The following is a 25,672-nucleotide window of genomic DNA, read 5'->3' as shown; positions in this document are numbered from 1 at the left end:
TGAACAGTCACCCAAGGGGTCTTTTCGTTTTTAAAGTTCGTCGCGAATGTCGGCCATATTGCGGGGAAAAGGGCCGGCAGAGCGCAACTTTGCAGGCAACGTCGACTTTGCGTCCAGTGCCGCCTGACGGCTGGAATAGTCCCCGGAGAGCACCAGATAGACCGCTTTTCCGTTACGCTCGGCGCGATAATAGGCTCCCCTGCGCTCCAGCTGATCCAGGACCCCGCGAGCACTGGCCTCCTGGCTGGTAACGGTAATTTGCAGGAACCAGCGATTATCATCCAGGGTTGCCAGCCAGTCTTCCTGCTGGTAGCCCAACTCAGCATCCAGGCCGCTCAGAGCGGGGTCGCTGGCAGGCACTGCATCAGACTCGGCCGGCGCTTCCTGTTTCGGTTCCGGTGCCGCCGCCTGCGCAGGCTCCTGCGCCACACGGACCTCCTGCTCCTGACGGGCAGGCGCGGACTGCATGACCGGATCCGTTACCGGCGTCAGAGTCACACTGTCAGCATCGCTATCGGTCTTCTGATCAGGCTCGGCGGCCCGGCGATCGGAAAGGTCTTCCAGTCTGGCCACCGGCTCCATGGATGACGCCAGCGGGCGAGTCTCAGGCTCCTGAGCTTCGCCAGCACCCTCTTCAGCACCGGATTGCTCCGGAACCGGAAGGGCAAGCTGCCGTGACTCTCCCTGCCCGGAGCCGCCATCGCTGCCGCCAGAGAAAACCGACCAGATAATGGCCACCACGACCAGCAGGCCAACCACCGCTGCCACGTGGCGCCATGGCGGGGTCACTGCGGCACGCCGCTCCTGGTCATCATCCTCATGGTACTCAGCCGCCTCACCAGGACTCTCAGCCTCCTCCTCATCAACCGCCGACGCGGAGAGATGAAATGCTTCCTGCGAATCCTCATCCACCGGGCGAGATGCGAATACGGCGGCAGGCTCGGCGTCATCTTCCTCTTCAGGAGCCGCGGACATCATCATCGGGGCGCCAATATCACCGCTGCGCAGCAGCTCGATAAGCCGGGCAATATTGCCGTCACTGTCATGACGCAGACGCTCCGCCTGAGCCTCATCCAACTCAAAACCCAACACAAACCAGGCAAAATCCTGAATATCATCGGCAACCAGCGATGGAAGATCGAGCACATCGTCCAGGGCCAGATCTGCCCCCTTCAGTTTCTCCACCGTGCCGGGCAAGCCACCGAACAGATACCCCAGGCGGGCACCCAGTTTCTGCTTCAGGGCGGCCATGGTCGCAATCGCCTCATCCAGCAGATCTTCGCTGTTATCCACTACCACCAGGATCCGACCGTCGGTCAGGGTTTCCCGAAGCTTGTCAGGCAATGCAGCGCGGTCAATATCGAAGTGTCGCAACAGGGACTCAACGACTACGTTGGCATTGTGCTCTGCTGCACCATCAATCCGGACGATCTCCATATCGCCAAGCAGCGCCATCACCGTGTGGCCAAGCAAGGTAGACACGCCGCTACCACTGTCCCCCTCCAGCGCCACCACGGAACCCAGACCAGCATGGGCAGTCAGCGCATCGAGATAATCGCCCCGGGATGCACCACTGAAAAAACGATCATCATCATGTTCCACAAAAAGCCTCCAGCGTCTGCCGTAATGCCACTGCATCATAGTCTGCTGTGACCACAGCCTCACCCAGCTGCCGCAGCAAGACAAGGCGAAGCTGACCATTCTGCACTTTCTTGTCCAGTGCCATCAGGTCCATAAACTGATCCGGGGTCATCCCCGGAGGAATAGTGACCGGCAGCTGCCACTGGGCCAACACACCTGCAAGGCCGGGCTCCAGCGCCGCATCGACCCAGCCGAGCCTGACCGACATATGCACCGCCATTAGCATGCCGGCCGCTACCGCTTCACCATGCAGCCACTGACTATAGCCCGTGGCCGTTTCTATCGCATGGCCGAAGGTGTGGCCCAGATTAAGCAGGGCACGGTTACCCTGTTCGGTTTCGTCATCGGCCACCACCTGCGCCTTGTTCTCACAACTGCGATAGATGGCCTCGGATAATGCCTCAGTGTCTCTGGACAACAGCTTGTCGTTGTTGGTTTCCAGCCAATGGTAAAAATCCGGATCGCGAATCAGGCCATACTTGATGACTTCCGCATAGCCTGCCGCCAGCTCACGTTGCGGCAGGGTAGTCAGCACATCTGTGTCTATCAGCACCAGCCGCGGCTGGTGGAACGCGCCGATCATGTTCTTTCCACGGGGGTGATTGACGGCGGTCTTGCCGCCCACGGAAGAATCCACCTGGGCCAGCAAAGTGGTAGGCACCTGGATGAAGTCCACCCCTCGCTGATAACAGGCCGCCGCGAAACCGACCATATCGCCGATCACACCACCACCCAGGGCAATCAAGGTGGTAGTTCGCGAATGGCGCTTGGCCATCAGGGCATCAAAAATACTTTCCAGTGTTTCCAGTGTCTTGAATTTTTCCCCGTCTGGCAGGACCAGAGTATCGCACTGCGATGCGGTGAAATGACGGGTCAGACGCTCCAGATACAGAGGGGCAATGGTCTCGTTGGTAATGATCATTACCTGATTGCCGCGCACCTGCTCGGCAAGGGGAAAGGTGTCGAGCAAGCCGGCACCGATATGAATCGGGTAACTACGCTCGGCCAAGGCCACCTGAAGTGTTCGCATTGGGTCTCCGACAGACATTTGGATCTATGCAAGGGCAAGAGGGGGATCGGGTAATTCTTGCAGACAAGGACGAGGCACCACCAAAACCATGCCACCACCATCCAGTTGCGATGCGAACACCGCCTCTCACAGCCACATTATCCTTGCCGGTGAGACACCAAACAAGCCAGCACGTCATCCGCCACCTTTTTCAGGTTTCCTGACGCCGTGGACACCACGTGATGAGACACTTGCCTGTAGAGGGGGTCCCGCTCGGCAAACAGCGCCTCCAGCTTGGCGCGCGGGTCAGGCGTTTGCAGCAGAGGGCGATTCTTGTCATTGCGGGTACGAGCAAGCTGAACATCGACAGGGGTCCACAGGTAGACCACGCAGCCGCGCTCATGAAGCATATCCCGATTCTCGGGCGTCACCACGACACCACCACCGGTGGCCAACACGATACCGTCCTGGCGGGTGAGCTCGTCAATCGCCTCCTGCTCACGACGGCGAAAACCGGCCTCGCCTTCCATATCGAAGATCCACGGGATATCTGCCCCCGTCTTTTCCTCAATAACCCGGTCAGAATCGAAGAAGGGATAATCCAGTATCTGGGAAAGGTGGCGGCCCAGGGTGCTTTTTCCAGCACCCATGGGTCCGACCAGTATCAGGGAGGGGTTAGTCGTCTTGGTCACCGATTCGCCAAAGCATCCTTCATCAACCGTGGCGTAATGAAGATCAGCAGCTCCTGCTTGTTATCACGCTTGACGGTCTTCTTGAACAGATTGCCAATCCACGGCAAATCCCCCAGGAAAGGGGTCTTTGTCACTGAATTGATCTTCTCCTGCTGGAAGATACCACCAAGCACTACCGTTTCGCCATCGTTCACCAACACAGAAGTCTCAACACGATTGGTATTGATTGCTGTGGTCCCGGCGGGGTCAAAGGAATCATTATTGACCTTCAGTTCCATAATAATATTGCCATCCGGGGTGATATGAGGCGTCACCTCCAGGCTCAATTCTGCATCAATAAACTGGATCGCCGTAGCACCGGAAGCAGTGGCAATTTCAAAAGGCACTTGCTGCCCGGAAGCAATGATTGCCGGCTGCTGATCGGCAGTTAACACCTTGGGAGTGGCAACCAGCTCGCCATGCCCCTCTGCCTCCAGGGCAGACAGCTCCAATTCAATCAGGCCTGAAGCCAGAGACGTAAAGCCGACGGCAAAACGTGAGGCATCTGCAGAATCCACGCCCAGATCAACGATCAGGTCATCGCCATTCTCAAGATCTTCAAACTCGAAATCGTCCGGCCCGAAATCCACATCATCAGGATCGATTGCAGGCGTCGCCTGAAAAACGGTTGAATCAATATTCGACTGGTGAAGATTCCGCAAAGACTGAAGGCGACCAGACACACCAAAGGTCCGCTTATCTCTCAGCATTCCCTCGCCGTCAAAGCCCAACCCGCCCCAGCGAACACCAAATTCATCTGCAACATTATTGCTGGCAACAACGACCCGCGCTTCAATCAAGACCTGTCTGACAGGCACATCAAGCGTATCAATCAGCCCGCGAATTTCTGCGAGTTTGGCCTGGGTATCCTGGATGATGAGGGTGTTTGTTCTCTGGTCAACGACTACAGACCCGCGATTGGAAACCAGTGCCTCACCCTTGCCGCCAGCATTACTGATCAGGCTCTTCATATCGGATGCGTTGGCATAATTAATGCTGATGTATTCGGTTCGAAGCGGCGCCAACGCTTCAATTTTTTTCTGACTTTCCAGCTCGAGCTGCTCTCGAGCGGCAATCTCATCAGCAGGAGCAACCAGTAACACGTTACCCACTTGGCGCTTATCCAGACCTTTGGTCTTGAGAATCAGCTCCAGTGCCTGATCCCAGGGCACATTCTGCAGACGCAGAGTAATGCGGCCATCTACTGTATCCGAGGCAACCAAGTTCAGACCGGTGAAATCTGCAATCAGCTGAAGCACCGAACGCACCTCAATATCCTGGAAATTCAGAGATAATTTTTCACCGGTGTATTCAAATGCATCTTTCTTCTGCCGCTCCGCTTCTGCTCGGGTCACCGGCTTCACATTAATGCTGAACTCGTTGTCCGCCTGATAGGCCAGATACTCCCAGGTTCCTGTCGACTCTATCACCACCACGGTACTGTCATCGCTGGAGCGGGTATCCACGATTTTTACCGGCGTCGCAAAATCAGTCACGTCCAGCTTTCTGATCAAGTCATTGGAAATACCGGCACCGACAAACTTGGCCACGATTTTGCCGCCCTCTTCCTGTACATCAACAGGGATAGAGGCTTTTGATAAACCAATAACAATTCGGCCCTCACCAGCATCTCCACGGCGAAAATCAATGCTTTTTACGGTTGCATCACCGCCAGCCTTGCTCTCATCTTGAGCGGTTTGGCTACGCTGATCATTACCTAGCATCACGACCAGACTATTGCCATCCACCTTGGTGGAGTAACCCGTCAGAGAGTCAAGATTGAAGATCAGACGAGTACGATCTTTCGCCTCAACGATGGTGACACTTCTCGTATTTCCCGTTCCGAGGTTTTGCTGCTTACCAGCGACATCACTATCAGCACCAATAAGATCCAGAGCAATTCTGGCAGGCTTTTCTATACTGTAACCCTTGGCTTCCGGAACGCCGCCCTCAAAGTTAAGACGCACTTCCATACTATCGCCGGACAACGAATTGGCCTCGATAGACGTCAAGGTATCTGCACCAGCAAAGGAAGCAGACAGAGACAGGAGCCCACTTAGCAATAACCCCGAAAAGCGCCGGGAAGCATTCTTTTTTGTTGTCTGTGTTGCAATATTCATAACTGGATCCCCAGCGACTGTTATTCGGAAATAGTGACGTTACTGGACCGCTCAACCCAACCGTCACGTCCGTCTGGCACAATTTCCACAAGACTCACTTTCACTTCCGTCACATCTTTGACGCGACCAAAATTTTTCCCCATATAGCTACCGGGCTGAACCCGTGTCACCGCTCCGGAAGGGTCAGATATCAAGGCCTCAAGCGACCCGCCCGGCCGACTAATTGTCCCCACCATTTTCAGTGAATCCAGCGGGAAACGCTCAAGATATTCCTTGGGGCGACCGATATCCGGCTCGACTTTTCTTCCATCGGTTACCGCAATCAATTCCTGCTCCATGGGAGCAACAAACGGCGAGCGGAGCTGGTGCCCCGCATAGGCATAGGTGGCAATCGGTTTGAATTCCGGCGGCGGCTCAATACGCCCCCTGGGCCGCGCCTTGATTTCTTGCAGCCGCGCATCCAGTTCACCCAGATTGGCACCAGAGCCACAGCCGGCAAGCCCGAACACAAAGACCGCAACAAGAGGAATCGCAGCATACCTGTTACAAGACATCATCTGCCCTCCCTATTTGCGACCAGCGGCCGGTTTATTATTCGGAGAAACATCGCCCTGACTTGAGTAACGATAGGTCTTTGCAGTGATGTCCATTTTCAGCAGGCCCAACGCTTTCAACTCTTTTTCATTATCTTGGGGCCAGGCAATAACAAAGTCATGAAGCGTAACGATCCTCGGCAAGGCCGCCACACCGGACACAAACGACCCAAAGCCGTGATAATCACCAACCACCTTGATATCAATTGGCAACTCGGCGTAAAACTCCTTTTCCAACTCGCTCTTGAGCGCAATTTCCTCGAACTCCAAACCACTGCCAAGCCCAGTATGAGTAATATCCTCAAGCAAGCCTGGAACCTCAGTATCTTTAGGAAGTTGTTTCAGGAGGGCACCGAAGGTCTGCTCCATTTCGGCAAGCTGAGCCCGGAATTGATCAAGATTGTGAGCTTCAAAAGCTTTCTTTTCATAACTCTTGAGAAGCGAGACCTCCTCTCTTTTTTGCTGTTCCAGGGTAACGTTCAAATCCTGAATCACCAAAAAATAACCAAGCAGCAGCACCAATACCAAGACCAGAATACCTGCCCCGACTTTTACGGGAGGAGGCCAGCCACCAACATTTTCGAAATCAAGGCTGTTGACCTGATCAATCAGCTCGCGCAAATCCATATTTTTCAGCTCAGAGGCTTTCATTTTTCTTCTTCCTCATTTTTGCTGGTAGGCGATGACTGCTTCACGTTGAGAGTGAAGCTGTTAGCTTGTGAACCATCTTCCAAAGCCGTCACATTCTGCAGCGTTGCTTCTTTAAACCACTGAGACTGATCAAAATTACGCATCAGGCGGGAAATGCGATTGTTGGATTCAGCAATGCCATTAATTGTGTAGACATCGCCTTTTCTGGTTACTTTTGAGTAATACACACCGTCTGGCAATGTTCTGACCAGCTGGTCAAACACATACACGATCGTTGGTCTGTTGCCCTGCAAGCTCTGGATCACCTCCATTCTTGCCACCAACTCGTCGCGACGAGTTTTCAGCTCGTTTATTTCCTTGATTTTTTCATCAAGCTCCGAAGCCTTGCTCTCAATATGGCTGTTCCTTGCACGCTGATCAGCGATCTGCTGATCGACCACACTTTTCCAGCCCAAAAAAAGCACCGCACCAAGGATCGCGGCCATCACAAGAAGAACGATAAACTCCTGTTGCTGGCGCTTGCGGCGCTCTTCCCGCCAAGGCAACAGGTTAATTGTTGTTGTCATTGGTCAAAGCTCCTCAATGCCAAGCCGCAGGCGATCATCAGTGCCGGCGCATCATTGGCAATGGCAGATGCTCCCACCTTGTTTGCCAGTGCCATATCACTGAATGGGTTTGCCACGGAACAGCTGGCACCCACCTTCTCCTGAATCAGCTCTGCCAGATCCTGGATAGAAGCCGACCCCCCGGCCAGCAGGATATAGTCCACCTCATTGAACTGGGTGGAGCCGTAGAAAAATTGCAGAGAGCGATTGACTTGCTGAACGACAGCATCCTTGAACGGCTGAAGGACTTCCGCCTCATAATCATCGGGCAGCTCACCGGTTTTCTTGGCCAGACCGGCTTCTTCCATGGAAATGCCGTAACGCCGCTGAATTTCTTCGGTCAGCTGCTTGCCACCAAACAACTGCTCACGGGTATAGACGCTGCGCCCCTGGTGGAAAACGTTCAGAGTGGTCATGGTGGCACCGATATCGAAGACCGCCACGGTCTCCAGCTCCTCGGCGTTAGGCAGACCCGGCAGCACCAGCTGGAAGGCCCGTTCCATGGCGTAGGCCTCCACATCCACCGCCTTGGCCTGCAAGCCACCAATCTCCAGAGCGTCGGTGCGCATTTCCACGTTTTCTGTGCGCGAGGCCGCCACAAGCACTTCCACGCGCTCGTCGTTACCTTCAACTGGCCCCATGACCTGGAAGTCCATACGGACTTCATCCAGCGGGAAAGGGATATACTGATCCGCCTCCACTTTCAGCTGACTTTCCATCTCGTCTTCACTGAGAGAGGCATCCATTTCAATCAGCTTGGTGATCACGGCGGAGCCGGACACTGCCACCGCGGCGGTTTTCACCCCGGGACGGGCGCGGCTGACCAGACGGGCAATAGCATCCCCGACGCCCTCCACGTCACTGATGTTTTTTTCGACAACCGCGTTGGCCGGCAGGGGCTCAACCCCATAGCTTTCGACCTTGTAGCGGTTCCCCGATTTCGACAGCTCGAGCAGCTTCACCGCCGTGGAGCTGATGTCGATCCCCAGTAGTGTCTGGGCCTTTTTTCTGAGGAAAGGCAGCACTGTTGTCGTCCCGTCTGGTTATTATTAAAGTGTTTTTTCTTGATAAAGATACACTTACACGTTTTTTATGTCGAATCACTTTAGGTGTAGTAATAGCAGAACAGATATTAGATCACAACAACCTTTCCACCATATAATGACCCACTTCACGGGCCCGCTAGGCCTTTCTACCGATACCAGCCAGTAGTTGTCGAAAACATGCGCTTACCCTCCTGGACCCGATACCTGCTCCTTCTCCTGATTGCCGGCGCCGGTGGCGGGCTATCCATTCTGGCCGCCAGCTATTTGTATCTGGCCCCGCAACTGCCCCCCGCCAGTCAGATCCGCGAGGTGGAATACCAGATTCCCCTGCGCATTTACAGCAATGATATAAAACTTATTGCTGAATATGGGGAAAAACGCCGACAACCGGTCTCCTACGAGGAATTGCCGGAAACCCTGGTCCAGGCAGTACTGGCTGCTGAAGATGAGCGCTTCTTCAGGCACAACGGCGTTGATCTGAAAGGCCTGGTACGGGCCGCCGTGGAACTGGCCCGCTACCGGGAAATCCGCTCCGGCGGCTCCACCATCACCATGCAGGTCGCGCGCAACTTCTTCCTCAGCCGGGACCAGCGCTTTCTGCGCAAATTCAACGAGATTGTCCTGGCCATCCAGATCGAGCGGGTACTCAGCAAGCAAGAGATTCTCGAGCTTTACCTGAACAAGATCTATCTGGGCCACCGGGCCTACGGGGCCGAAGCCGCCGCCCAGGTCTACTACGGCAAATCTGTGGGGGAGCTCGATATCGCCCAGCAGGCCATGATCGCCGGCCTGCCCAAGGCCCCTTCCGCCTATAACCCGATCACCAATCCGGAACGGGCGAGAGTGCGACGCAACTGGATCCTGTTTCGAATGGAAGAAACCGGCGCCCTCACCCCTGAGGCGCGCAAGGCAGCCCAGGCGGAACCGGTCAGTGCCCGTTTCCATGCTGCCCGCCCCGAGGTAGATGCCGCCTACGTGGGCGAAATGGTCCGCCTGCAGGCGGCCAAACTGGTGGAACAGGATATTTTTACCGACGGCATTCGCATCATCACCACCATCGACAGCAAGCGCCAGGCCGCGGCGGTACAGGCACTGCGAACCGGCCTGCACAGCTACGACGAACGCCATGGTTATCGCGGCCCGGTAGCGCAGCGAGACATCAGCGAAGCCCCGGCATTGCCGGCCATCAACGTGTCTGACAGTGAACAGCCACCGACAGAAGAGAGCGAACTGCCTGCGCAGGCAGAAAAAGCGGAAATCGAGAAAACCATTACCGGGCTGGACCCGAAAGTCGCCCGCTGGGTAAAGATGATCCGCGACCAGCAACGAATCGGCCCCCTGCAACCGGTCATCGTCACCCGCGTTGGCGACCAGGATGCAGACATCCTGTTCCGCGATGGCAAGCGCGCCCAACTGGCCTGGGATGATATCCGCTGGGCCCGCCCCCAGCTCAACAACAAATATGTCGGCGAAGAGCCTCAGAAAGCCGCCGACGTACTGACCCGGGGCGACATCATCCGAGTCCGCCCGGTGGGCCCGGACGATAACCGCCGCTGGCGCCTGGCCCAGTTGCCCGTCGCGCAATCCGCCCTGGTCTCACTGGACCCGGCCACCGGTGCCGTGGTCGCCATGCAGGGTGGCTACAGCTTTTCGGCTTCCAACTTCAATCGGGCCGTGCAAAGTGAGCGCCAGGCCGGCTCCGTATTCAAACCCTTCATCTATACCTCCGCCATGGAGAACGGCTTCACCCCTGCCTCCATCATCAATGACGCGCCCGTGGTGTTCGATGACGACAAGCTGGAAACCGCCTGGCGCCCCACTGGTGCCAGCGGCAAGTTCTACGGCCCCACCCGCATGCGCGAGGCCCTGTATCGCTCCCTGAACCTGGTCTCCATTCGCATTCTGCGTCAGATCGGCATCAGCCAGGCCATGGGCACCCTGAAACGCTTCGGCCTGCCCGCTGACGGCTTTCAGCGAGACCTGTCCCTGGCACTGGGTAGTGCCAGCGTCACCCCGATGGATATTGCCAACGCCTACAGCGTCTTCGCGAACGGTGGCTACCGGGTTACCCCCTGGGCCATTCAGCGCATTGAAAATGCGGATGGCGACATCCTCTGGCAGGCAGCGGACGTCATTCTCTGCGAGCCCCCCTGCCTGCCACCTCTGAAACTGGAAGATGAGATCACCGAGCTGGCATCAACAGAAGAATCCGGCTCTGATGACGGGGACAACGCCGACAAGCCAATCACACCGATACAGCCAGAACCAGTCATGGCCCCACGGGTACTGGATCCACGCATTGCCTGGCTGATGAATTCCATGCTCCAGGATGTGATTCGGGTTGGCACCGGCAACAAGGCCCGCGCCCTGGGCCGTGATGACCTGGCTGGCAAGACCGGCACCACCAACGACCAGGTGGATGCCTGGTTCTCTGGCTATGCGCCAGACCTGGTGGCCACCGTCTGGGTGGGCTTTGACAACCCGGCCAACCTGGGCTGGGGCGAATACGGTGGCAAGGCAGCCCTGCCGATCTGGATCGACTACATGGGCCCGGCCCTGCAAGGGGTTCCGGAACGTCAACTGGAGCAACCCTCCGGCATCGCCACCGTGCGGATCGATCCCGACAGCGGCCTGCTGGCGCGCCCGGATAACCCCAATGCCATCCGCGAGTACTTTATTGAGGACCAGGTGCCGGAAATGGAACCCCAGCGCGGCCCCGGCGGCAGCAACAGCGCACCGGAACAGATATTTTAACGCCTGACGCCTGACGCCTGACGCCTGACGCCTGACGCCTGACGCCTGACGCCTGACGCCTGACGCTGATCACTGTAAGGACCGCTTTTTCGCGTCAAGCATCAGGCCTGGCAGGCCCATAAAAAAACCGCCTTTCGGCGGTTTTTTTCGTCTTGCGTCAGGCGCTTCGCATCAAGCACGCCCCATCACAACTCCGGAAAAATCTCATCCAGTGAGTTCAACGGATAATGAGAGGGGTAGCCCTTGCGAGCCACACCACAATCCACCGCCGCACGAGCCACCGCCGAGGACACACGGCCCAGCAGACGAGGATCATTGGGCTTGGGAATGATGTAGTCCGCACCAAAGGTCAGCGGCTCACCGCCATAGGCGTCCAGCACTTCCTGAGGCGGCGCTTCACGCACCAGCTCGGCAATGGCGTGCACCGCAGCGATCTTCATTTCCTCGGTGATCGAGGTGGAGCGCACGTCCAGAGCACCACGGAACATGTACGGGAAACACAGCACATTGTTCACCTGGTTGGGAAAATCGGAACGCCCGGTAGCCACGATCGCATCCGGGCGCGCCGCCTTGGCCACCTCCGGGCGAATTTCCGGATCCGGGTTTGCCAGGGCAAAGATGATCGGCCGGGGCGCCATCTTCTTGACCATTTCCGGCGTCAGCATGTCCGGGCCGGACACACCGATAAACACGTCCGCATCTTCCACCGCATCGTTCAGGGTGCGCTTGTCGGTATCGTTGGCCAGCGCCGCCTTGTACTGGTTGAGATCATCGCGACGGCTGTGAATCACGCCCTTGCGATCCAGCACCAGGATATTTTCCTTGCGCGCGCCCATCTCGATCAGCAACCGCACCGATGCCACGCCCGCGGCGCCGGCACCCACACAGACCACCTTGATGTCTTCGATACGCTTTTTCTGGATTTCCAGCGCATTGATCAGACCCGCACCCACCACGATGGCGGTGCCGTGCTGATCATCGTGGAAGACCGGCACATCGCACTGCTCTTTAAGGATGCGCTCGATCTCGAAACACTCCGGCGCCCGGATATCTTCCAGGTTGATACCGCCAAAGGTGCGATGGATACGCACCACAGTGTCGATAAAGGCCTGGGAGTCTTCCGCGTCCACTTCGATATCAAACACATCGATACCGGCAAACAGCTTGAACAGAATCCCCTTACCTTCCATCACCGGCTTGGACGCCAGCGCACCCAGATTGCCCAGACCCAGGATGGCGGTGCCATCACTGATCACGGCGACCAGATTGCCCTTGGCGGTAAAGCGGTAGGCCAGCTCCGGCTCCCGGGCGATCTCGCGCACCGGTTCCGCCACACCCGGACTATAGGCCAGGCTCAGATCACGGCTGGTTGCCGCCGGCTTGGTTACCTCAACGCTGATTTTCCCTGGCCGCGGTTTGGCGTGGTATTCCAGGGCCGCCGTTCTCAAATCCTCAGACATGCTGGTCTCCGCTGGTCCCTAGTCGGGCTAAACTGTCAGGCTAAACACTGTGTACGCAAGATCTCAAAGCAAAAAGCACCCCGCAGGGTGCTTTTTAAAGGCTACATAAACTGCGGTGAAAACGCTGTTTAGTCCTTCTTGCTGCGCATCATGCCGAAACGCTGCTTGAACTTGTCGATCTGGCCACCGCTGTCGGCTTGCTTCTGCTTGCCGGTATAGAAAGGATGGCAAGCGGAACAAACGTCCAGGTCCATCGCACCGCCGCGGGTGGAATGGCTTTCAATAACATTACCGCAGCTGCAGGTATAAGTCGCTGCCTGGTATTCGGGATGAATCTCTGGTTTCATTGCTGAGCTCCAATATGTGTCGCTACCTGGCTCTACGACAGGCACCACACGGCTTGCGTCTGGGAAAAAGAAGGCGAATCATAACAGCTTGATCCCAATCCGCAAGCGCTGAGGGCCTATTTGAAGGCTCTTTGCCACCGCAGTCTTCAGGAACGCCCTTGTCAGCCAAGAAAACCCTGCAAATTGCCCTGCCGGTGCCGCTAACAGGCTGCTTTGACTACCTGTACCCGGGCGACACCCCGCCTGCGCGCGGCTGCCGGGTGCAAGTCTCTTTCGGTCGTCGCACCCTGGTGGGCCTGGTCCACGGTCACGGCAACAGCGATTACCCCAAACTCAAAGCCGTCCAACGGGTGCTGGACGACAGCCCTGTCCTGCCGGCAGAGCTCTACCAGCTGTGCGAACGGGCCGCCCGCTATTACCACCACCCCCTCGGCGAGGTCCTCAATTATGCCCTGCCCGCCCTGCTGCGTCAGGGCAACGATGCCCAAGCAAGCCAGGAAAAACGCTGGCAGCTTACCGAACGGGGTCACCATGTCAGCGACGACCAGGTCAGTCGGGCGCCGCGCCAACGCCAGGCCCTGCTCACCTTGCGTGATCACCCCAAGGGGTTGAGCAGCGCCATGCTCGCCGCCCTGGAGGTTCCTTCAACCGCCCTAAACAGCCTGCGAGACAAGGGCTGGGCGGAGCAGGTGGCTATGGACGATGACGCACCGCCCAAGGACATTCTGGCCCAGCCCCCCCTGGCCGCCAATGCAGAACAGCGCAAGGCCATCCACGCCCTGCAAGAAGCCCGGGGCTTTTCCCCCTTCCTGCTCGACGGCGTCACCGGCAGCGGCAAGACCGAGGTCTACTTACAGGCCATGACCGCGCATCTGACCGCCGGCAAACAGGTTCTGGTGCTGATCCCGGAAATCGGCCTGACACCGCAGACAGTGCAGCGCTTCCGCCAGCGATTCGCGGTGCCGGTAGTCACCCTGCACTCCGGGCTCACTGACCGGGAGCGGCTGGACAACTGGCTGGCGGCCCGGGATGGCAAGGCGCGCATCATCATCGGCACCCGCTCTGCCATCTTTACCCCAATGGCCGACCCGGGCCTGATCATTGTCGACGAAGCCCACGACGCCTCCCTGAAACAACAGGACGGCTTTCGCTTCCATGCCCGCGACCTGGCCACCTGGCGAGCCCAGCAACTGGATATCCCGGTGGTGCTGGGCAGCGCCACCCCGGCCTTGGAAACCCTGCAACTGGCCCGGGAGGAACGCTTCCAGTGGCTGAAACTGTCGCAACGAGCCACCGATCAGGGACGCCCGCCCATCGAAATCCTCGACGGCACCCTGGCCGCTCCCGGTCAACCTCTGCTACCCCAGTCCCTGCAGGCGATAAAACACTGCGTCGAGCAGGGCAACCAGGCCCTGGTCTTTATCAACCGGCGCGGCTACGCCCCCATGATCCTCTGCCAGGATTGCGGCTGGCAGGCGGAATGCCGCCGTTGCGACAGCTTCCTGACCTGGCACCGCAGCGAAGGCAGCCTGCGCTGCCACCACTGCGACTATCAGCAGCGGGTGCCATCGCGCTGCCCGGAATGCGGCTCCAGCGCCATCCATGAAGCCGGCAGTGGCACCGAAAAACTCACCGAACTACTGGAACAGTCGATACAAGTCCCGGTGATCCGCATCGACCGGGATGCCACTCGCCGCAAGGGCAGCCTGGATGCCCACCTGGCCACCATCCAGCAGGGCAACCCGGTAGTGATGGTGGGTACCCAGATGCTGGCCAAGGGCCATCACTTCCCGAAGCTGTCTCTGGTGGTGATTCTGGACATGGACGCCGGCTTTCTCAGCGCCGACTTTCGCGGCCCGGAACAGGCCGCCCAACTGCTGCTGCAAGTGGCAGGGCGCAGCGGCCGGGAAGACCAGGGCCGGGTACTGCTGCAAACCCGCCACCCGGACCACCCGCTCCTGCAACTGGCCGCCAGCGGCGACTACCCGGCCCTGGCCAGCGCCTTGCTGGAGGAACGGAAGATGGCCGGCCTGCCCCCTTTCGGTCACCTTGCCCTGTTCCGCTGCGAAGCCATGAGCATGGCCAACGCCATGGAGTTTCTGCAGCAGCTGGCAGGCATCCCGCTGCCCCCCGGTGTTCACCTGCTCGGCCCCGTCCCCGCCCCCATGGAAAGACGCGCCGGGCGCTACCGCACCCAGATGCTGCTGCAATGCAGCAGCCGCCCCCCACTGCATCAGGCCATCAGCCTGTTGCTGGAACAGGCCCGCACCCTGCCCGCCGCCCGCCAGTGCCGCTGGCATCTGGATGTGGACCCGATTGATATGTTGTGACAACGCAACATGCAGCCCGCAGCAGGGCGCGTGCTGCGTAATCTCGCCTTTTCCCGTACAATCGCCGCCCAATCGAACGGCCCAGATGCCCTCCACAAAAGAATGCCATGAAAGAACGCCTAATTACCCTGATCGACAGCGCCCTGGACTCCCTGATTGCCGAGGGCAGCCTGCCCGCCGACGCCAAGCGCCCGGCGCAGATCGACCGCACCAAGGACAAGAGCCACGGCGACTTCGCCACCAATATCGCGTTGATGCTAGCCAAACCCGCCGGCATGAAGCCCCGCGACCTGGCGGAAAAACTGATTGCCGCCCTGCCAACGGATAACGCCGTGGCCAAAGTGGAGATCGCCGGTCCCGGGTTTATCAATTTCTTCCAGGCCGATGACTGGCTCACCGGCCTGCTGGATCAGGCCCTCGCCGACGAGCATCTGGGCGTGGCCCGCCCGGAGCAGGCACAGACCGTAGTGGTGGACTATTCCTCCCCCAACCTGGCCAAGGAAATGCACGTGGGGCACCTGCGCTCGTCCATCATTGGCGATGCCGTGGTGCGCACCCTGGAATTTCTCGGCCACCAGGTCGTCCGCCAGAACCACGTGGGCGACTGGGGCACCCAGTTCGGCATGCTGCTGGCCTACCTGGAAGAACAGAAAAGCGAGGAAAGCGACACCGAGCTGTCCCGCGAACTGGGAGACCTGGAAGGCTTCTACCGCGCCGCCAAACAACGCTTCGACGACTCCGACGACTTCGCCACCCGCGCCCGCAGCCTGGTGGTCAAACTGCAGGCCGGCGACGAAGACTGCCTGGCCCTGTGGCGGGAATTCAACAGCGTCTCCCTGAGCCACTGCCAAGCCGTCTATGACCGCCTGGGCGTGAGCCTGACCCCGGCGGACGTGCGCGGCGAAAGCGCCTACAACGATGACCTGGCCCGGGTGGTCAGCGACCTGGACGCCAGAGGCCTGCTCAGCGAAGACCAGGGCGCCCAGTGCGTGTTCATGGACGAATTCAAGAACAAGGAAGGCGCCCCGCTGCCAGTGATCGTGCAGAAAGCCGACGGTGGCTATCTCTACGCCACCACCGACCTGGCCGCCCTGCGTTACCGGGCCGGCACCCTGCATGCCGATCGCATGCTCTACTTCGTTGACCAGCGCCAGGCCCTGCACTTCCAGCAGATGTTCAGCCTGGCCAAGCGGGCTGGCTTTGTGCCGGAAGACACCGAGCTGGAACACATGGGCTTCGGCACCATGAACGGCCCGGATGGCCGCCCCTTCAAGACCCGTGACGGCGGCACCGTGAAACTGATCGACTTGCTCGATGAAGCCGAAGAGCGGGCCTATACGTTGGTCCGCGACAAGAACCCGGACCTGGACGACCAGGCCCTGCGCACCATCGCCCATGCCGTGGGCATTGGCGCGGTGAAATACGCGGACCTGTCCAAGAACCGCAGCAGTGACTACATCTTCAATTTCGAGCAGATGCTCAGCTTCGAGGGCAACACCGCCCCCTACCTGCTCTACGCCTACACCCGGGTGGCCAGCGTATTCCGCAAGGCCGGCCTGGACATGGCCGAGGTGAGCGGCGACTTCCTGCTGCAGGAAGAGGCGGAACAGGCCCTGGCCGCCCGCCTGGTGCAATTCGGGGAAGTGCTGGAGGGCGTGGCCGAAAAAGGCCTGCCGCACCTGCTGTGCACCTACCTGTATGATGTGGCCGGCTTGTTTTCCACATTTTACGAGCATTGCCCGATCCTCTCCGGCGACAATGAGGCCCTCAAACAAAGCCGCCTGAAGCTGGCTGCCCTCACTGCCCGCACCCTGAAACAGGGTATGGAACTGCTGGGCCTGAGCCCGCTCGAACGGATGTAGCCGAGAACCACAGGACACCCCATGGCAAAGAACACCAGCAAACGAGGGGCCAGCCGCGGCCCGGTACGCAAGAAGACGCAACGCCAGGTTCCTGGGTGGGTGTGGCTGTTCACCGGGCTGATGGTCGGCTTGTTTGTGGCCTTTCTGTTTCACCTGGGCAAGACCCAGCTGGAGCAAGGAGGCAACGGCACGGTGGCACAGAAACCGGAACAACCTGCCAAGCCGACCAAACCCGCCCCGAAAAAGGACAGCAGCGACGACTCCCCGCAATTCGACTTCTATGCGGTACTGCCGAAAATGGAAGTGATCGTGCCGCAGAATGAAAGCGATTCCGGCACCCGCAAGAGCCGTGACACCACGCAGGACAAGTCCACCAGCGAACGCAAGCCGGACGCCGGCACTCGCTCCAGCAACGAACGCTACTTGCTGCAGGCCGGCAGCTTCCGCCGCAATGAAGATGCCGACCGCCGCCGGGCGGAGCTGATCCTCAAGGGCTTCGACGCCGCCATCCAGTCCGTGGACCTGGAAAGCGGTGACAGCTGGCACCGGGTCATGATTGGCCCCTACGACAACCTTAACGCCATGCATCGGGCCCAGGACACGTTGGCCGGCAACGGCATCGAGACCTTGCCGATCAAGATGAAGAAGTGAGTGTTTCCCAACTGTAGGAGCTTGCCTGCAAGCGATGCGGGATGAATCAAGCTCCTGCGGTTGATTGATAGTTGATAATGGATAATTGATAACGGCTCAATACAGGGCTTCGGCTCTCAAAGGACAAAAGCCGCAATCAGGCCATGGCCGCGGCCCTCTGTGCTTGCGCGGCACCAAGCCTCCTCGCGAGTTATCAATTATCCATTATCAACTATCAATTGCCCCTCTTCCCTTGAATACCCTCCCCCCCGCCCTTACCTCCCCTTCTACGAGACAAAAGGAGAACGCCCGTGGAGCAGTATCGCGGTACGACAATCGTTTCCGTTCGCCGGGGCAACAACGTGGTCATCGGTGGTGATGGCCAGGTCAGCCTGGGCAACACAGTCATGAAGGGCAACGCCCGCAAGGTACGCCGCCTCTATCACAACAAGGTGATTGCCGGGTTTGCCGGTGGCACCGCCGACGCCTTTACCCTGTTCGAGCGCTTCGAAGCACAACTGGAAAAGCACCAGGGCCATCTGGTCCGCGCCGCCGTGGAACTGGCCAAGGACTGGCGCACCGACCGCGCCCTGCGCCGTCTGGAAGCCCTGTTGGCGGTGGCCGACAAGGACAGCTCCCTGATCATCACCGGTAACGGCGATGTGATCGAGCCGGAAAAACACGGTCTGATCGCCATCGGCTCCGGCGGCCCCTTCGCCCAGTCCGCCGCCACCGCCTTGCTGGAAAATACCGAGCTGTCCGCCCGCGACATCGTGGCCAAGAGCCTGGCCATCGCCGGCGACATCTGTATTTACACCAACCACAACCACACCTTCGAAGAGCTGGACGGCTAACATGGCAGCACTGACTCCCAAAGACATCGTTTCTGAACTGAACCGTCACATCATCGGTCAGGATGCCGCCAAGAAAGCCGTGGCCCTGGCCCTGCGCACCCGCTGGCGGCGCATGCAGTTGCCGGCGGAAATGCGCGCCGAAGTGTCCCCCAAGAACATCCTGATGATCGGCCCCACCGGGGTGGGCAAGACCGAGATCGCCCGCCGCCTGGCCAAACTGGCCGACGCCCCCTTTATCAAGATCGAGGCCACCAAGTTCACCGAAGTGGGCTATGTGGGCCGGGACGTGGAATCCATCATTCGCGACCTGGTGGAAATGGCCATCAAGATGCTGCGCGAAAAGGCCATTGCCCGCGTTGGCAGCCAGGCCGATGACGCCGCCGAAGAGCGCATCCTCGACGCCCTGCTGCCCGCCGCCCGCGGCGAGGAAGAGAGCAAGACTGACAACAGCACCCGCCAGATCTTCCGCAAGAAGCTGCGCGAGGGCGAGCTGGACGACAAGGAAATCGAGATCGAGGTGTCCAGCAACCCGGCCGGGGTGGAAATCATGGCACCGCCGGGCATGGAAGAGATGACCAGCCAGCTGCAGCAGATGTTCTCGAAAATGGGCGGCAGTGGTAACAAGCGCACCCAGAAACTGCGTGTGCGCGAAGCCTACCGACTGATCCGCGACGAGGAAGCCGCCCGCTTCGTCAACGAAGATGAGCTGAAAGTGCAGGCCATTGATGCGGTGGAAAACAATGGCATCGTGTTCCTGGATGAAATCGACAAGGTGGCCAAGCGCGGCGAGAGCGGCGGCACCGATGTGTCCCGCGAAGGCGTTCAGCGCGACCTGTTGCCGCTGATTGAAGGCTCTACCGTATCCACCAAGTACGGCATGGTGAAAACCGATCACATCCTGTTTATCGCCTCCGGCGCCTTCCACCTGTCCAAGCCCAGCGACCTGATCCCGGAGCTGCAGGGCCGGCTGCCGATCCGCGTGGAACTGAGCCCGCTCAGCCCGGATGATTTCCAGCGCATTCTCACCGAACCCAAGTGCTCACTCACGGAGCAGTACAAAGCGTTGCTGCAGACCGAAGGGTTGAGCCTGGAAATCACCGACGACTGCATCCGGCGCATCGCCGAAGTGGCCTGGCAGGTCAACGAACGCACCGAAAACATCGGCGCTCGGCGCCTGCATACGGTGCTGGAGAAACTGCTGGAGGAAATCAGCTTCGACGCAGACTCCCTGGCCACCCAGTATCATGACAAGCCGCTGGTACTGGATGCCGAAGCGGTGGATCGCTATCTGGGTGAACTGGCCGATGACGACGATCTGAGCCGGTATATTCTGTAAAACGTCTGAAGTCTGACGACGGACGTCTGACGCTGAATTCAATGGCGCCAGATGTCTGACTTCCGACCTCAGACCGCTTTCCTGCTATTATCCCCGCCGGAGGAAAAACCATGACCGCCGGCGAACAGCTTCAACACTATCTCGATCGTTTCTTTGCCCTGCGCCAGCATGGCGACGACACCCTGTTTCTCGCCCGCCTGCAACGTCTGCAGAACTGGCAGGGGGAACGTCTCAAGCACACCCATCGTCACCTTCTGAACGCGCCCGCCACGGCTGAGGGCATTCGTTTTCTCCTCGAGGAAGTCTACGGCGGTCGCGAACTGCTGCCGGTAGCCCGGGAAATCCGCCGCGCCCTGCCCAAGGCCATGAAGCTGCTGCCAGACAAGGTCATGGCCACCTCCGCCAGCGCCCTGGAGGCCGCGATTCTCACTCAGGAGCTGGACGAGCAGGTCACCGACTGGCTGGGTAGCGAGCTGGATCAACCGCTCACCGAGCTGACCTACCTCAAGGGGTTTCGCCAGCAAAGCCATCATGCTGCCCGCCAGCGCCAGCTACAATTGGTCGCCGAGCTTGGCCATCGGCTGGACCGCTATATCCGCTCACGAATGATACAGACCACCTTTCGCATGGTACGCAGACCGGCCCATGCGGCAGGCTTTGCGAACCTGTATGATTTCATGGATCGCAGCTTCCGGGTGATGAAGCCAGTGCCCAGTGTGGGCCTGCTGCTGGAGCAGCTGGCCGCACGGGAAGAGACCATCATGCAGAAGGTCTATGACCATCACCCGGCCCCCTTCGAGGACTGACATGAACGACGAAACCAAGGTCACCCACTTCGGTTACCAGCAGGTGCCGTGGCAGGAAAAGCAGCAGAAAGTGGCCGGCGTATTCCGCTCCGTGGCGGGCAAATACGATGTCATGAACGACCTGATCTCCATGGGCAGCCACCGCCTGCTCAAGCGCATGACCATCGAGTTGGCCGGGGTACGACCGGGGCACAAGGTACTGGACCTGGCCGGCGGTACCGGCGATCTGGCCATCAAGTTTTCCCGCCTTGTCGGCGAAACCGGCCAGGTGGTGTTGGCGGACATCAATGACGCCATGCTGGAAGTGGGCCGCGACCGGCTGTTCGATGCCGGCTGCAGCCATAACACCCAGGTCACCCAGGTGAACGGCGAATGCCTGCCTTTCGAAGACAACAGTTTCCACTGCATCACCATTGCCTTCGGCCTGCGCAACATCACCGACAAGGATGCCGCCCTGCGCTCCATGCTGCGGGTGCTGAAACCCGGCGGCCGGCTGCTGGTACTGGAATTTTCCACCCCGGTACACAAGCCCCTGGCCAAGGCCTATGAGCTGTACTCCTTCGGGGTATGGCCCAAACTGGGCAAGCTGATCGTCAATGACGCGGACAGCTACCAGTACTTGGCCGAGTCCATCCGCATGCACCCGGACCAGGACACCCTGCAGGGCATGATGGACCAGGCCGGCTTCGCCCGTACCGAATACTTCAACATGCTGGGCGGCATCGTGGCGCTGCATAGAGGGTTCAAATTTTGAGTCTGAAAGACCAGTCCCGCTCCCCCGGCCTGCTCTCCACCACGGCCCTGGCCACGGTGGAGAGAGCCATCAACACCGCCCTGCGCTCCGATCCGGCCAGTGCCGACCGGCTGGCGCTGCATGCCGGGCGCCTGCTGGCCATCGAGGTGACCTTACCGCCGCTGGCCATCTATGCGCTGATCGTGGAAGACGGGGTGGAGTTATACCACCGCAGTGATGCCAACGCGGATGTCACGGTAAAGGGCAACCCCATGGACCTGGCCTCCCTGCTGCTGAACTGGAATACCCGCCCCGGCGTCATCGGCGGCCCGGTGGACATTAGCGGCAACCGGGAACTGTTGCAGGAAATGCAGCAACTGGCCCGCGAACTGCAGATTGACTGGGGCGCCATCCTTGAGCCTGTGACCGGTTCGGAGCTGGCACAGCAACTGGACTACAGCGCCCGCCGCCTGTTCGGCTGGGCTCGCCAGGCCGCCGGTCGGCTGACCGAGCAACTGGCCGACTACGTGGGCAACGAATCCGGCCTGACCCCCGGCCGTCGTGATGTCTATGAATTCGGTCAGGACGTGGACGAGCTGCGCATGGATGTGGACCGTCTGGATGCACGCATCCAGCGCCTGCGCACAGCGCGACCCGGCAGCACCAGCAACGGGAGCGCCACCGACTGATGCTCCCCGTTACCCGCATTCTGGTGGTCGCCCATGTGGTGTGCCGCTACCGATTGATTGGCCTGCTGCCCTCGCACCCGCTGCGCAATGTGCTGCTTATCCTGTCGTTCCTGGTGCCCTCAAGCTGGCTTGGCACCGGCAAACTCAGCGAAGGCGAGCGCCTGCAGAAAGCCCTGGAACGTCTCGGCCCCATCTTCATCAAGTTCGGCCAACTGCTGGCCACCCGCCAGGACATGCTGCCCCCGGAATGGACCCGCGCCCTGGCGCGACTGCAGGACCAGGTGGCCCCCTTCGACGGGCAACAGGCCCGGGACCTGGTCGCGGCCAGCCTGAGCCAGCCCTTCGATGAGGTATTCCGCGACTTTGACAGCACCCCCATGGCCGCCGCCTCCGTGGCCCAGGTCCATGCCGCCACCCTGCACAGCGGCCAGCAGGTGGTCGCCAAGGTACTGCGCCCCACCATCCGCCCGGTGGTGCAACGGGACCTGAGGGTGATGGCCTTCGGTGCCCGCTGGCTGGAAAGGTTATGGCGCGATGCCCGCTACTTCCGCCCGGCCCGGGTGGTGCAGGATTATCGGGACATCATCCTGGGGGAACTGGATCTGGCTGCCGAGGCCCGCAACAGCGAAACCATGCGCCGGCACTTCCTGTTCAGCCCGCTGCTGCACATTCCGGCCATTCATCTGGAGCTCTCCAGCCCCACCGTGATCATCATGGATCGCATCCATGGCATCCCGGTGAATGATATCGAGCGCATCAAGGCCGCCGGCATTGATCCCAAGGTGCTGGCAGAACGGGGCGTGGAAATCTTCTTTTCCCAGGTATTCCGTTTCAATTTTTTCCACGCGGACATGCACCCGGGCAACATCTTCGTCAACCCGGAACACCCGGAATCCCCCCAGTACATGGCTGTAGATGCGGCCATCGCCGGGCGCTTGTCGAAGGAAGACCTGAACGTGCTGGGCCGCATGGTGCTGGCCGTCATGCGCGAAGATTACAGCGCCCTGGTGGATGCGGTAATCCGCGCCGGCTGGAATACCGCCCCCATCGACCGCCCCCGCTTTGAGCGGGCCGTGATCGACATTGTCGAGCCGGTACGCTCCGCCCAACTGGACCAGCTGGAATTCGCGCCGCTGGTGATGAAGCTGTTCGATATGGCGCGCCACTACCAGATCGAAATGCCGGTGCAGTACATCCTGCTGATGAAGACCCTGGTGCATATCGAAGGGCTGGGGCGCAGCATCTACCCGCAGCTGGATATCTGGAGCACCGGCCGGCCACTGCTGGAAGCCTGGATGCTGGCCGAATACGGCCCCAGCGCGACACTGAAAAAACTACAGAATCGCATGCCGGAATGGACCGCCCAGCTACCCGAGATGCCTGATTTGCTGCGCGACGGCCTGGAAAGCCTGCGCGAGCTGCCCTACCAGCAGGACCGCCTGGAAGCCCGCTTCGAACAGGCCCTGTTACGCCACCGCCACAAGCTGTTTGTCGGCCTGGCGGGGCTGGGCTGTGCCGGCACCGCCGTGTGGCTGGCAACGCCCCATTTCAGCTGGCCCCTGGCCGCTGGCGCCGTGCTGCTGGTGAGCTGGAGCTGGCGGCGCTAGACTGTGGCACCGCCACGGCGGCACATTTGATAATCCGTCGGCGCCCTGCCAGCAGGGCGCCAACATCAAGAAAGTGCAAACGCTATGTCAGATATACTCAGCCAGCTCCATCAGGTGCTTGAATCCCGCAAGGGCTCCGACCCGGACAGCTCCTACGTGGCCAGCCTGTACGCCAGAGGATTGAACAAGATCCTGGAAAAAGTGGGCGAGGAGGCAGTGGAAACCATTCTCGCCGCCCGCGACGCGGAAGTCAGCGGCAAAACCGATGCGCTGATCAGCGAAACCGCAGATTTGTGGTTCCATAGTCTGGTCATGTTGGCCAAACTGGGAGAGCATCCGGACAAGGTACTGGCAGAACTGGAGCGCCGCTTCGGCCTGTCCGGCCATGACGAAAAAGCGGCGCGCGGCAGCAAGCACTGAACCGCCCTGACTATTGGCGCCTGACCTACTGGAGAGAGACAGCATGTTTTCCGGCATCAGCATTTGGCAGTTACTGATCCTTCTGGCCATCGTGGTTCTTCTGTTCGGCACCAAGAAACTGCGCAATATGGGCGGCGACTTGGGTGGGGCTGTAAAAGGCTTCAAGAACGCCATGAAAGACGGCGAGGAAGAGCAGGACCAGAAGCGTCTGGCCGAAGACGAGAAGGACACCACCGAGCAGAAAACCGAGAAGGACAAGGAAAAAGACCAAGCCTGATTCGCCTGGCTTCGAGCTTTCCCATGCCCCGTTAAGAGGTTTCCATGTTCGATATCGGCTTCGCCGAACTTTCCCTGATTTTCATCATCGGTCTGGTGGTGCTCGGCCCGGAGCGCCTGCCCACCGTGGCGCGCACTCTCGGTCAGTGGGTCGGCCGTGCCCGCTCCACTTTCAACCACCTGAAAAACGAACTGGAACGCGAAGCGGTGACCCAGGACATGCGCGAGCGCATGGAAAAGCAGATGCGCGAGATGGGCCTGGACGAAGACAGCATTCGCGACGCCAAGGAAAGCCTGCTAAGCCCGGAACAGATTGCCAAGGCGAGAACGCCCCGCGACTCGCAAGCGGACGCCGCCGACGACAGCGAAAAACCCCAGGAACCACCGCGCCATGAATGACGCCAGCAACGATTCCGGCCAACCACTGATTGCCCATTTGCTGGAACTGCGCAATCGCCTGCTCAAAGCCATGGCAGCCATCTTCGTGGTGTTTCTGGGGCTGTTCTATTTCTCTCGGGAACTGTACACCCTGGTGGCCAAACCGCTGATGCAGGCCATGCCCGAAGGCACCAGCATGATCGCCACCGGCGTCGCCTCACCGTTCCTGGCGCCCTTCAAACTGACCCTGTACCTGAGCATCTTCGTGGCCATGCCCTTTATCCTGCATCAGGCTTGGGCCTTTGTGGCTCCGGGCCTGTACCGGCATGAAAAGCGCCTGGCCATTCCCCTGCTGGGCAGCAGCGTGCTGCTGTTCTACGCTGGCGCCGCCTTTGCGTATTTCGTGGTATTCCCGCTGATGTTCCAGTTCTTTACCGCCATTGCCCCGGAAGGGGTGGCGGTGACCACGGATATCAGCAGCTATCTGGATTTCGTGCTGGCCCTGTTCCTGGCGTTCGGGCTGGCCTTTGAATTACCCATCGCCATCGTGCTGCTGGTGAGCACCGGCGCCACCACCGTGGAAAAACTGGCCGGCGCTCGCGCCTATGTGGTGGTCGGTTGTTTCGTGGTGGGCATGTTGCTTACCCCGCCGGATATCATCAGCCAGACCCTGCTGGCGCTGCCCATGTGGTTCCTGTTCGAGGTCGGCCTGATGGCCGCGCGGCTGATTCGACGGGAAAAGCAGAAGCAGCAGGAAACGCCTGACCCGTAGGGGGTAGATTAGGCCGAAGGGC

At 59.6% G+C, this 25,672-nt stretch carries 24 protein-coding genes; 14 read left to right on the top strand and 10 right to left on the bottom strand.

Annotated elements, in window-relative coordinates:
• Nucleotides 1-30 precede the first annotated feature (30 nt).
• The 8 genes from ACMG4N_RS05310 to ACMG4N_RS05275 all read right to left on the bottom strand — a co-directional run bounded on the left by ACMG4N_RS05310 (nucleotide 31) and on the right by ACMG4N_RS05275 (nucleotide 8,375).
• Nucleotides 31-1,602: an SPOR domain-containing protein gene (locus ACMG4N_RS05310; protein WP_297769695.1), complete on the bottom strand. Its 1,572-nt coding sequence runs from the start codon at nucleotides 1,600-1,602 to the stop codon at nucleotides 31-33.
• Nucleotides 1,592-2,671, bottom strand: coding sequence for a 3-dehydroquinate synthase (gene aroB, locus ACMG4N_RS05305; RefSeq protein ID WP_297769693.1), 1,080 nt, complete (start codon nucleotides 2,669-2,671; stop codon nucleotides 1,592-1,594). Before aroB ends, ACMG4N_RS05310 begins: the two co-directional genes overlap by 11 nt.
• A gap of 137 nt (nucleotides 2,672-2,808) precedes the next feature.
• The gene (gene aroK, locus ACMG4N_RS05300) at nucleotides 2,809-3,342 is read right to left on the bottom strand and encodes a shikimate kinase AroK (RefSeq protein ID WP_297769691.1); all 534 of its coding nucleotides are present in this window, start codon (nucleotides 3,340-3,342) and stop codon (nucleotides 2,809-2,811) included.
• Nucleotides 3,339-5,501, bottom strand: a complete 2,163-nt coding sequence (pilQ, locus tag ACMG4N_RS05295; protein WP_297769689.1) for a type IV pilus secretin PilQ family protein — start codon at nucleotides 5,499-5,501, stop codon at nucleotides 3,339-3,341. The genes aroK and pilQ overlap by 4 nt, the downstream gene beginning before the upstream one ends.
• 20 nt (nucleotides 5,502-5,521) lie before the next feature.
• Nucleotides 5,522-6,058, bottom strand: coding sequence for a pilus assembly protein PilP (locus ACMG4N_RS05290; protein ID WP_297769687.1), 537 nt, complete (start codon nucleotides 6,056-6,058; stop codon nucleotides 5,522-5,524).
• 9 nt (nucleotides 6,059-6,067) lie between these two features.
• Nucleotides 6,068-6,745: a type 4a pilus biogenesis protein PilO gene (locus tag ACMG4N_RS05285; protein WP_297769685.1), complete on the bottom strand. Its 678-nt coding sequence runs from the start codon at nucleotides 6,743-6,745 to the stop codon at nucleotides 6,068-6,070.
• Nucleotides 6,742-7,311: a PilN domain-containing protein gene (locus ACMG4N_RS05280; RefSeq protein WP_297769682.1), complete on the bottom strand. Its 570-nt coding sequence runs from the start codon at nucleotides 7,309-7,311 to the stop codon at nucleotides 6,742-6,744. Before ACMG4N_RS05280 ends, ACMG4N_RS05285 begins: the two co-directional genes overlap by 4 nt.
• Complete coding sequence (locus tag ACMG4N_RS05275; protein ID WP_297769679.1) at nucleotides 7,308-8,375, bottom strand: pilus assembly protein PilM; 1,068 nt, start codon at nucleotides 8,373-8,375, stop codon at nucleotides 7,308-7,310. The genes ACMG4N_RS05280 and ACMG4N_RS05275 overlap by 4 nt, the downstream gene beginning before the upstream one ends.
• 198 nt (nucleotides 8,376-8,573) lie before the next feature.
• Between ACMG4N_RS05275 and ACMG4N_RS05270 the strand changes: the two genes are divergently transcribed.
• Nucleotides 8,574-11,150 carry a penicillin-binding protein 1A gene (locus ACMG4N_RS05270; RefSeq protein ID WP_414433043.1) on the top strand — a complete coding sequence of 859 codons (2,577 nt, stop codon included), beginning with the start codon at nucleotides 8,574-8,576 and terminating at the stop codon, nucleotides 11,148-11,150.
• A 185-nt stretch (nucleotides 11,151-11,335) separates the two neighbouring features.
• Here the strand turns inward: ACMG4N_RS05270 and ACMG4N_RS05265 are convergent, their stop codons facing one another.
• Together ACMG4N_RS05265 and rpmE are read right to left on the bottom strand one after the other, a co-directional pair.
• The gene (locus ACMG4N_RS05265) at nucleotides 11,336-12,610 is read right to left on the bottom strand and encodes a malic enzyme-like NAD(P)-binding protein (RefSeq protein ID WP_290536358.1); all 1,275 of its coding nucleotides are present in this window, start codon (nucleotides 12,608-12,610) and stop codon (nucleotides 11,336-11,338) included.
• A gap of 128 nt (nucleotides 12,611-12,738) precedes the next feature.
• Entirely contained in the window at nucleotides 12,739-12,957 is a 219-nt protein-coding gene (rpmE, locus tag ACMG4N_RS05260) for a 50S ribosomal protein L31 (protein WP_035245139.1), read from the bottom strand.
• Nucleotides 12,958-13,115: 158 nt separating this feature from the next.
• On the opposite strand from rpmE, the gene ACMG4N_RS05255 reads away from it, so the two are divergent.
• The 13 genes from ACMG4N_RS05255 to tatC all read left to right on the top strand — a co-directional run bounded on the left by ACMG4N_RS05255 (nucleotide 13,116) and on the right by tatC (nucleotide 25,650).
• The gene (locus ACMG4N_RS05255) at nucleotides 13,116-15,287 is read left to right on the top strand and encodes a primosomal protein N' (RefSeq protein ID WP_297769670.1); all 2,172 of its coding nucleotides are present in this window, start codon (nucleotides 13,116-13,118) and stop codon (nucleotides 15,285-15,287) included.
• Nucleotides 15,288-15,394: 107 nt separating this feature from the next.
• Nucleotides 15,395-17,149 (top strand): arginine--tRNA ligase, encoded by a 1,755-nt coding sequence (argS, locus tag ACMG4N_RS05250; RefSeq protein ID WP_297769667.1) that lies wholly within the window; start codon nucleotides 15,395-15,397, stop codon nucleotides 17,147-17,149.
• Nucleotides 17,150-17,170: 21 nt separating this feature from the next.
• Entirely contained in the window at nucleotides 17,171-17,800 is a 630-nt protein-coding gene (locus ACMG4N_RS05245; RefSeq protein WP_297769664.1) for an SPOR domain-containing protein, read from the top strand.
• Between the two features lie 290 nt (nucleotides 17,801-18,090).
• On the top strand, nucleotides 18,091-18,633 hold the full coding sequence (hslV, locus tag ACMG4N_RS05240; RefSeq protein WP_297769662.1) for an ATP-dependent protease subunit HslV: 543 nt from the start codon (nucleotides 18,091-18,093) through the stop codon (nucleotides 18,631-18,633).
• Between the two features lies 1 nt (nucleotide 18,634).
• Entirely contained in the window at nucleotides 18,635-19,969 is a 1,335-nt protein-coding gene (gene hslU, locus ACMG4N_RS05235; RefSeq protein WP_414433042.1) for an ATP-dependent protease ATPase subunit HslU, read from the top strand.
• A gap of 110 nt (nucleotides 19,970-20,079) precedes the next feature.
• A complete protein-coding gene (locus tag ACMG4N_RS05230; protein WP_414433041.1) occupies nucleotides 20,080-20,775 on the top strand; it encodes an FFLEELY motif protein in 696 nt (231 codons plus the stop codon).
• A gap of 1 nt (nucleotide 20,776) precedes the next feature.
• On the top strand, nucleotides 20,777-21,529 hold the full coding sequence (ubiE, locus tag ACMG4N_RS05225) for a bifunctional demethylmenaquinone methyltransferase/2-methoxy-6-polyprenyl-1,4-benzoquinol methylase UbiE (RefSeq protein WP_297769653.1): 753 nt from the start codon (nucleotides 20,777-20,779) through the stop codon (nucleotides 21,527-21,529).
• A complete protein-coding gene (locus ACMG4N_RS05220) occupies nucleotides 21,526-22,197 on the top strand; it encodes an SCP2 domain-containing protein (protein WP_297769651.1) in 672 nt (223 codons plus the stop codon). Before ubiE ends, ACMG4N_RS05220 begins: the two co-directional genes overlap by 4 nt.
• Nucleotides 22,197-23,804 (top strand): AarF/UbiB family protein, encoded by a 1,608-nt coding sequence (locus tag ACMG4N_RS05215; RefSeq protein ID WP_414433040.1) that lies wholly within the window; start codon nucleotides 22,197-22,199, stop codon nucleotides 23,802-23,804. Before ACMG4N_RS05220 ends, ACMG4N_RS05215 begins: the two co-directional genes overlap by 1 nt.
• Before the next feature lie 84 nt (nucleotides 23,805-23,888).
• The gene (locus ACMG4N_RS05210) at nucleotides 23,889-24,224 is read left to right on the top strand and encodes a phosphoribosyl-ATP diphosphatase (protein WP_414433039.1); all 336 of its coding nucleotides are present in this window, start codon (nucleotides 23,889-23,891) and stop codon (nucleotides 24,222-24,224) included.
• Nucleotides 24,225-24,267: 43 nt separating this feature from the next.
• The gene (tatA, locus tag ACMG4N_RS05205) at nucleotides 24,268-24,501 is read left to right on the top strand and encodes a Sec-independent protein translocase subunit TatA (RefSeq protein WP_297769642.1); all 234 of its coding nucleotides are present in this window, start codon (nucleotides 24,268-24,270) and stop codon (nucleotides 24,499-24,501) included.
• Between the two features lie 44 nt (nucleotides 24,502-24,545).
• Nucleotides 24,546-24,899 carry a Sec-independent protein translocase protein TatB gene (tatB, locus tag ACMG4N_RS05200; protein ID WP_297769638.1) on the top strand — a complete coding sequence of 118 codons (354 nt, stop codon included), beginning with the start codon at nucleotides 24,546-24,548 and terminating at the stop codon, nucleotides 24,897-24,899.
• Nucleotides 24,892-25,650: a twin-arginine translocase subunit TatC gene (tatC, locus tag ACMG4N_RS05195; RefSeq protein WP_335627672.1), complete on the top strand. Its 759-nt coding sequence runs from the start codon at nucleotides 24,892-24,894 to the stop codon at nucleotides 25,648-25,650. Before tatB ends, tatC begins: the two co-directional genes overlap by 8 nt.
• Nucleotides 25,651-25,672: the final 22 nt, after the last annotated feature.

This window comes from Alcanivorax sp. IL2 (assembly GCF_047495475.1).
In the GTDB taxonomy this organism is placed as follows: domain Bacteria; phylum Pseudomonadota; class Gammaproteobacteria; order Pseudomonadales; family Alcanivoracaceae; genus Alcanivorax.
This window is presented reverse-complemented; position numbering and strand designations above follow the sequence as displayed.

Coding starts and splice junctions, on each gene's coding strand:
- argS (WP_297769667.1), top strand. CDS start 15,395: ATGAAAGAACGCCTAATTACCCTGATCGACAGCGCCCTGGACTCCCTG.
- ACMG4N_RS05245 (WP_297769664.1), top strand. CDS start 17,171: ATGGCAAAGAACACCAGCAAACGAGGGGCCAGCCGCGGCCCGGTACGC.
- ACMG4N_RS05265 (WP_290536358.1), bottom strand. CDS start 12,610: ATGTCTGAGGATTTGAGAACGGCGGCCCTGGAATACCACGCCAAACCG.
- ACMG4N_RS05280 (WP_297769682.1), bottom strand. CDS start 7,311: ATGACAACAACAATTAACCTGTTGCCTTGGCGGGAAGAGCGCCGCAAG.
- tatC (WP_335627672.1), top strand. CDS start 24,892: ATGAATGACGCCAGCAACGATTCCGGCCAACCACTGATTGCCCATTTG.
- ubiE (WP_297769653.1), top strand. CDS start 20,777: ATGAACGACGAAACCAAGGTCACCCACTTCGGTTACCAGCAGGTGCCG.
- tatA (WP_297769642.1), top strand. CDS start 24,268: ATGTTTTCCGGCATCAGCATTTGGCAGTTACTGATCCTTCTGGCCATC.
- ACMG4N_RS05230 (WP_414433041.1), top strand. CDS start 20,080: ATGACCGCCGGCGAACAGCTTCAACACTATCTCGATCGTTTCTTTGCC.
- aroB (WP_297769693.1), bottom strand. CDS start 2,671: ATGCGAACACTTCAGGTGGCCTTGGCCGAGCGTAGTTACCCGATTCAT.
- hslU (WP_414433042.1), top strand. CDS start 18,635: ATGGCAGCACTGACTCCCAAAGACATCGTTTCTGAACTGAACCGTCAC.
- pilQ (WP_297769689.1), bottom strand. CDS start 5,501: ATGAATATTGCAACACAGACAACAAAAAAGAATGCTTCCCGGCGCTTT.
- ACMG4N_RS05210 (WP_414433039.1), top strand. CDS start 23,889: ATGTCAGATATACTCAGCCAGCTCCATCAGGTGCTTGAATCCCGCAAG.
- tatB (WP_297769638.1), top strand. CDS start 24,546: ATGTTCGATATCGGCTTCGCCGAACTTTCCCTGATTTTCATCATCGGT.
- ACMG4N_RS05215 (WP_414433040.1), top strand. CDS start 22,197: ATGCTCCCCGTTACCCGCATTCTGGTGGTCGCCCATGTGGTGTGCCGC.
- ACMG4N_RS05270 (WP_414433043.1), top strand. CDS start 8,574: ATGCGCTTACCCTCCTGGACCCGATACCTGCTCCTTCTCCTGATTGCC.
- ACMG4N_RS05285 (WP_297769685.1), bottom strand. CDS start 6,745: ATGAAAGCCTCTGAGCTGAAAAATATGGATTTGCGCGAGCTGATTGAT.
- ACMG4N_RS05290 (WP_297769687.1), bottom strand. CDS start 6,058: ATGATGTCTTGTAACAGGTATGCTGCGATTCCTCTTGTTGCGGTCTTT.
- rpmE (WP_035245139.1), bottom strand. CDS start 12,957: ATGAAACCAGAGATTCATCCCGAATACCAGGCAGCGACTTATACCTGC.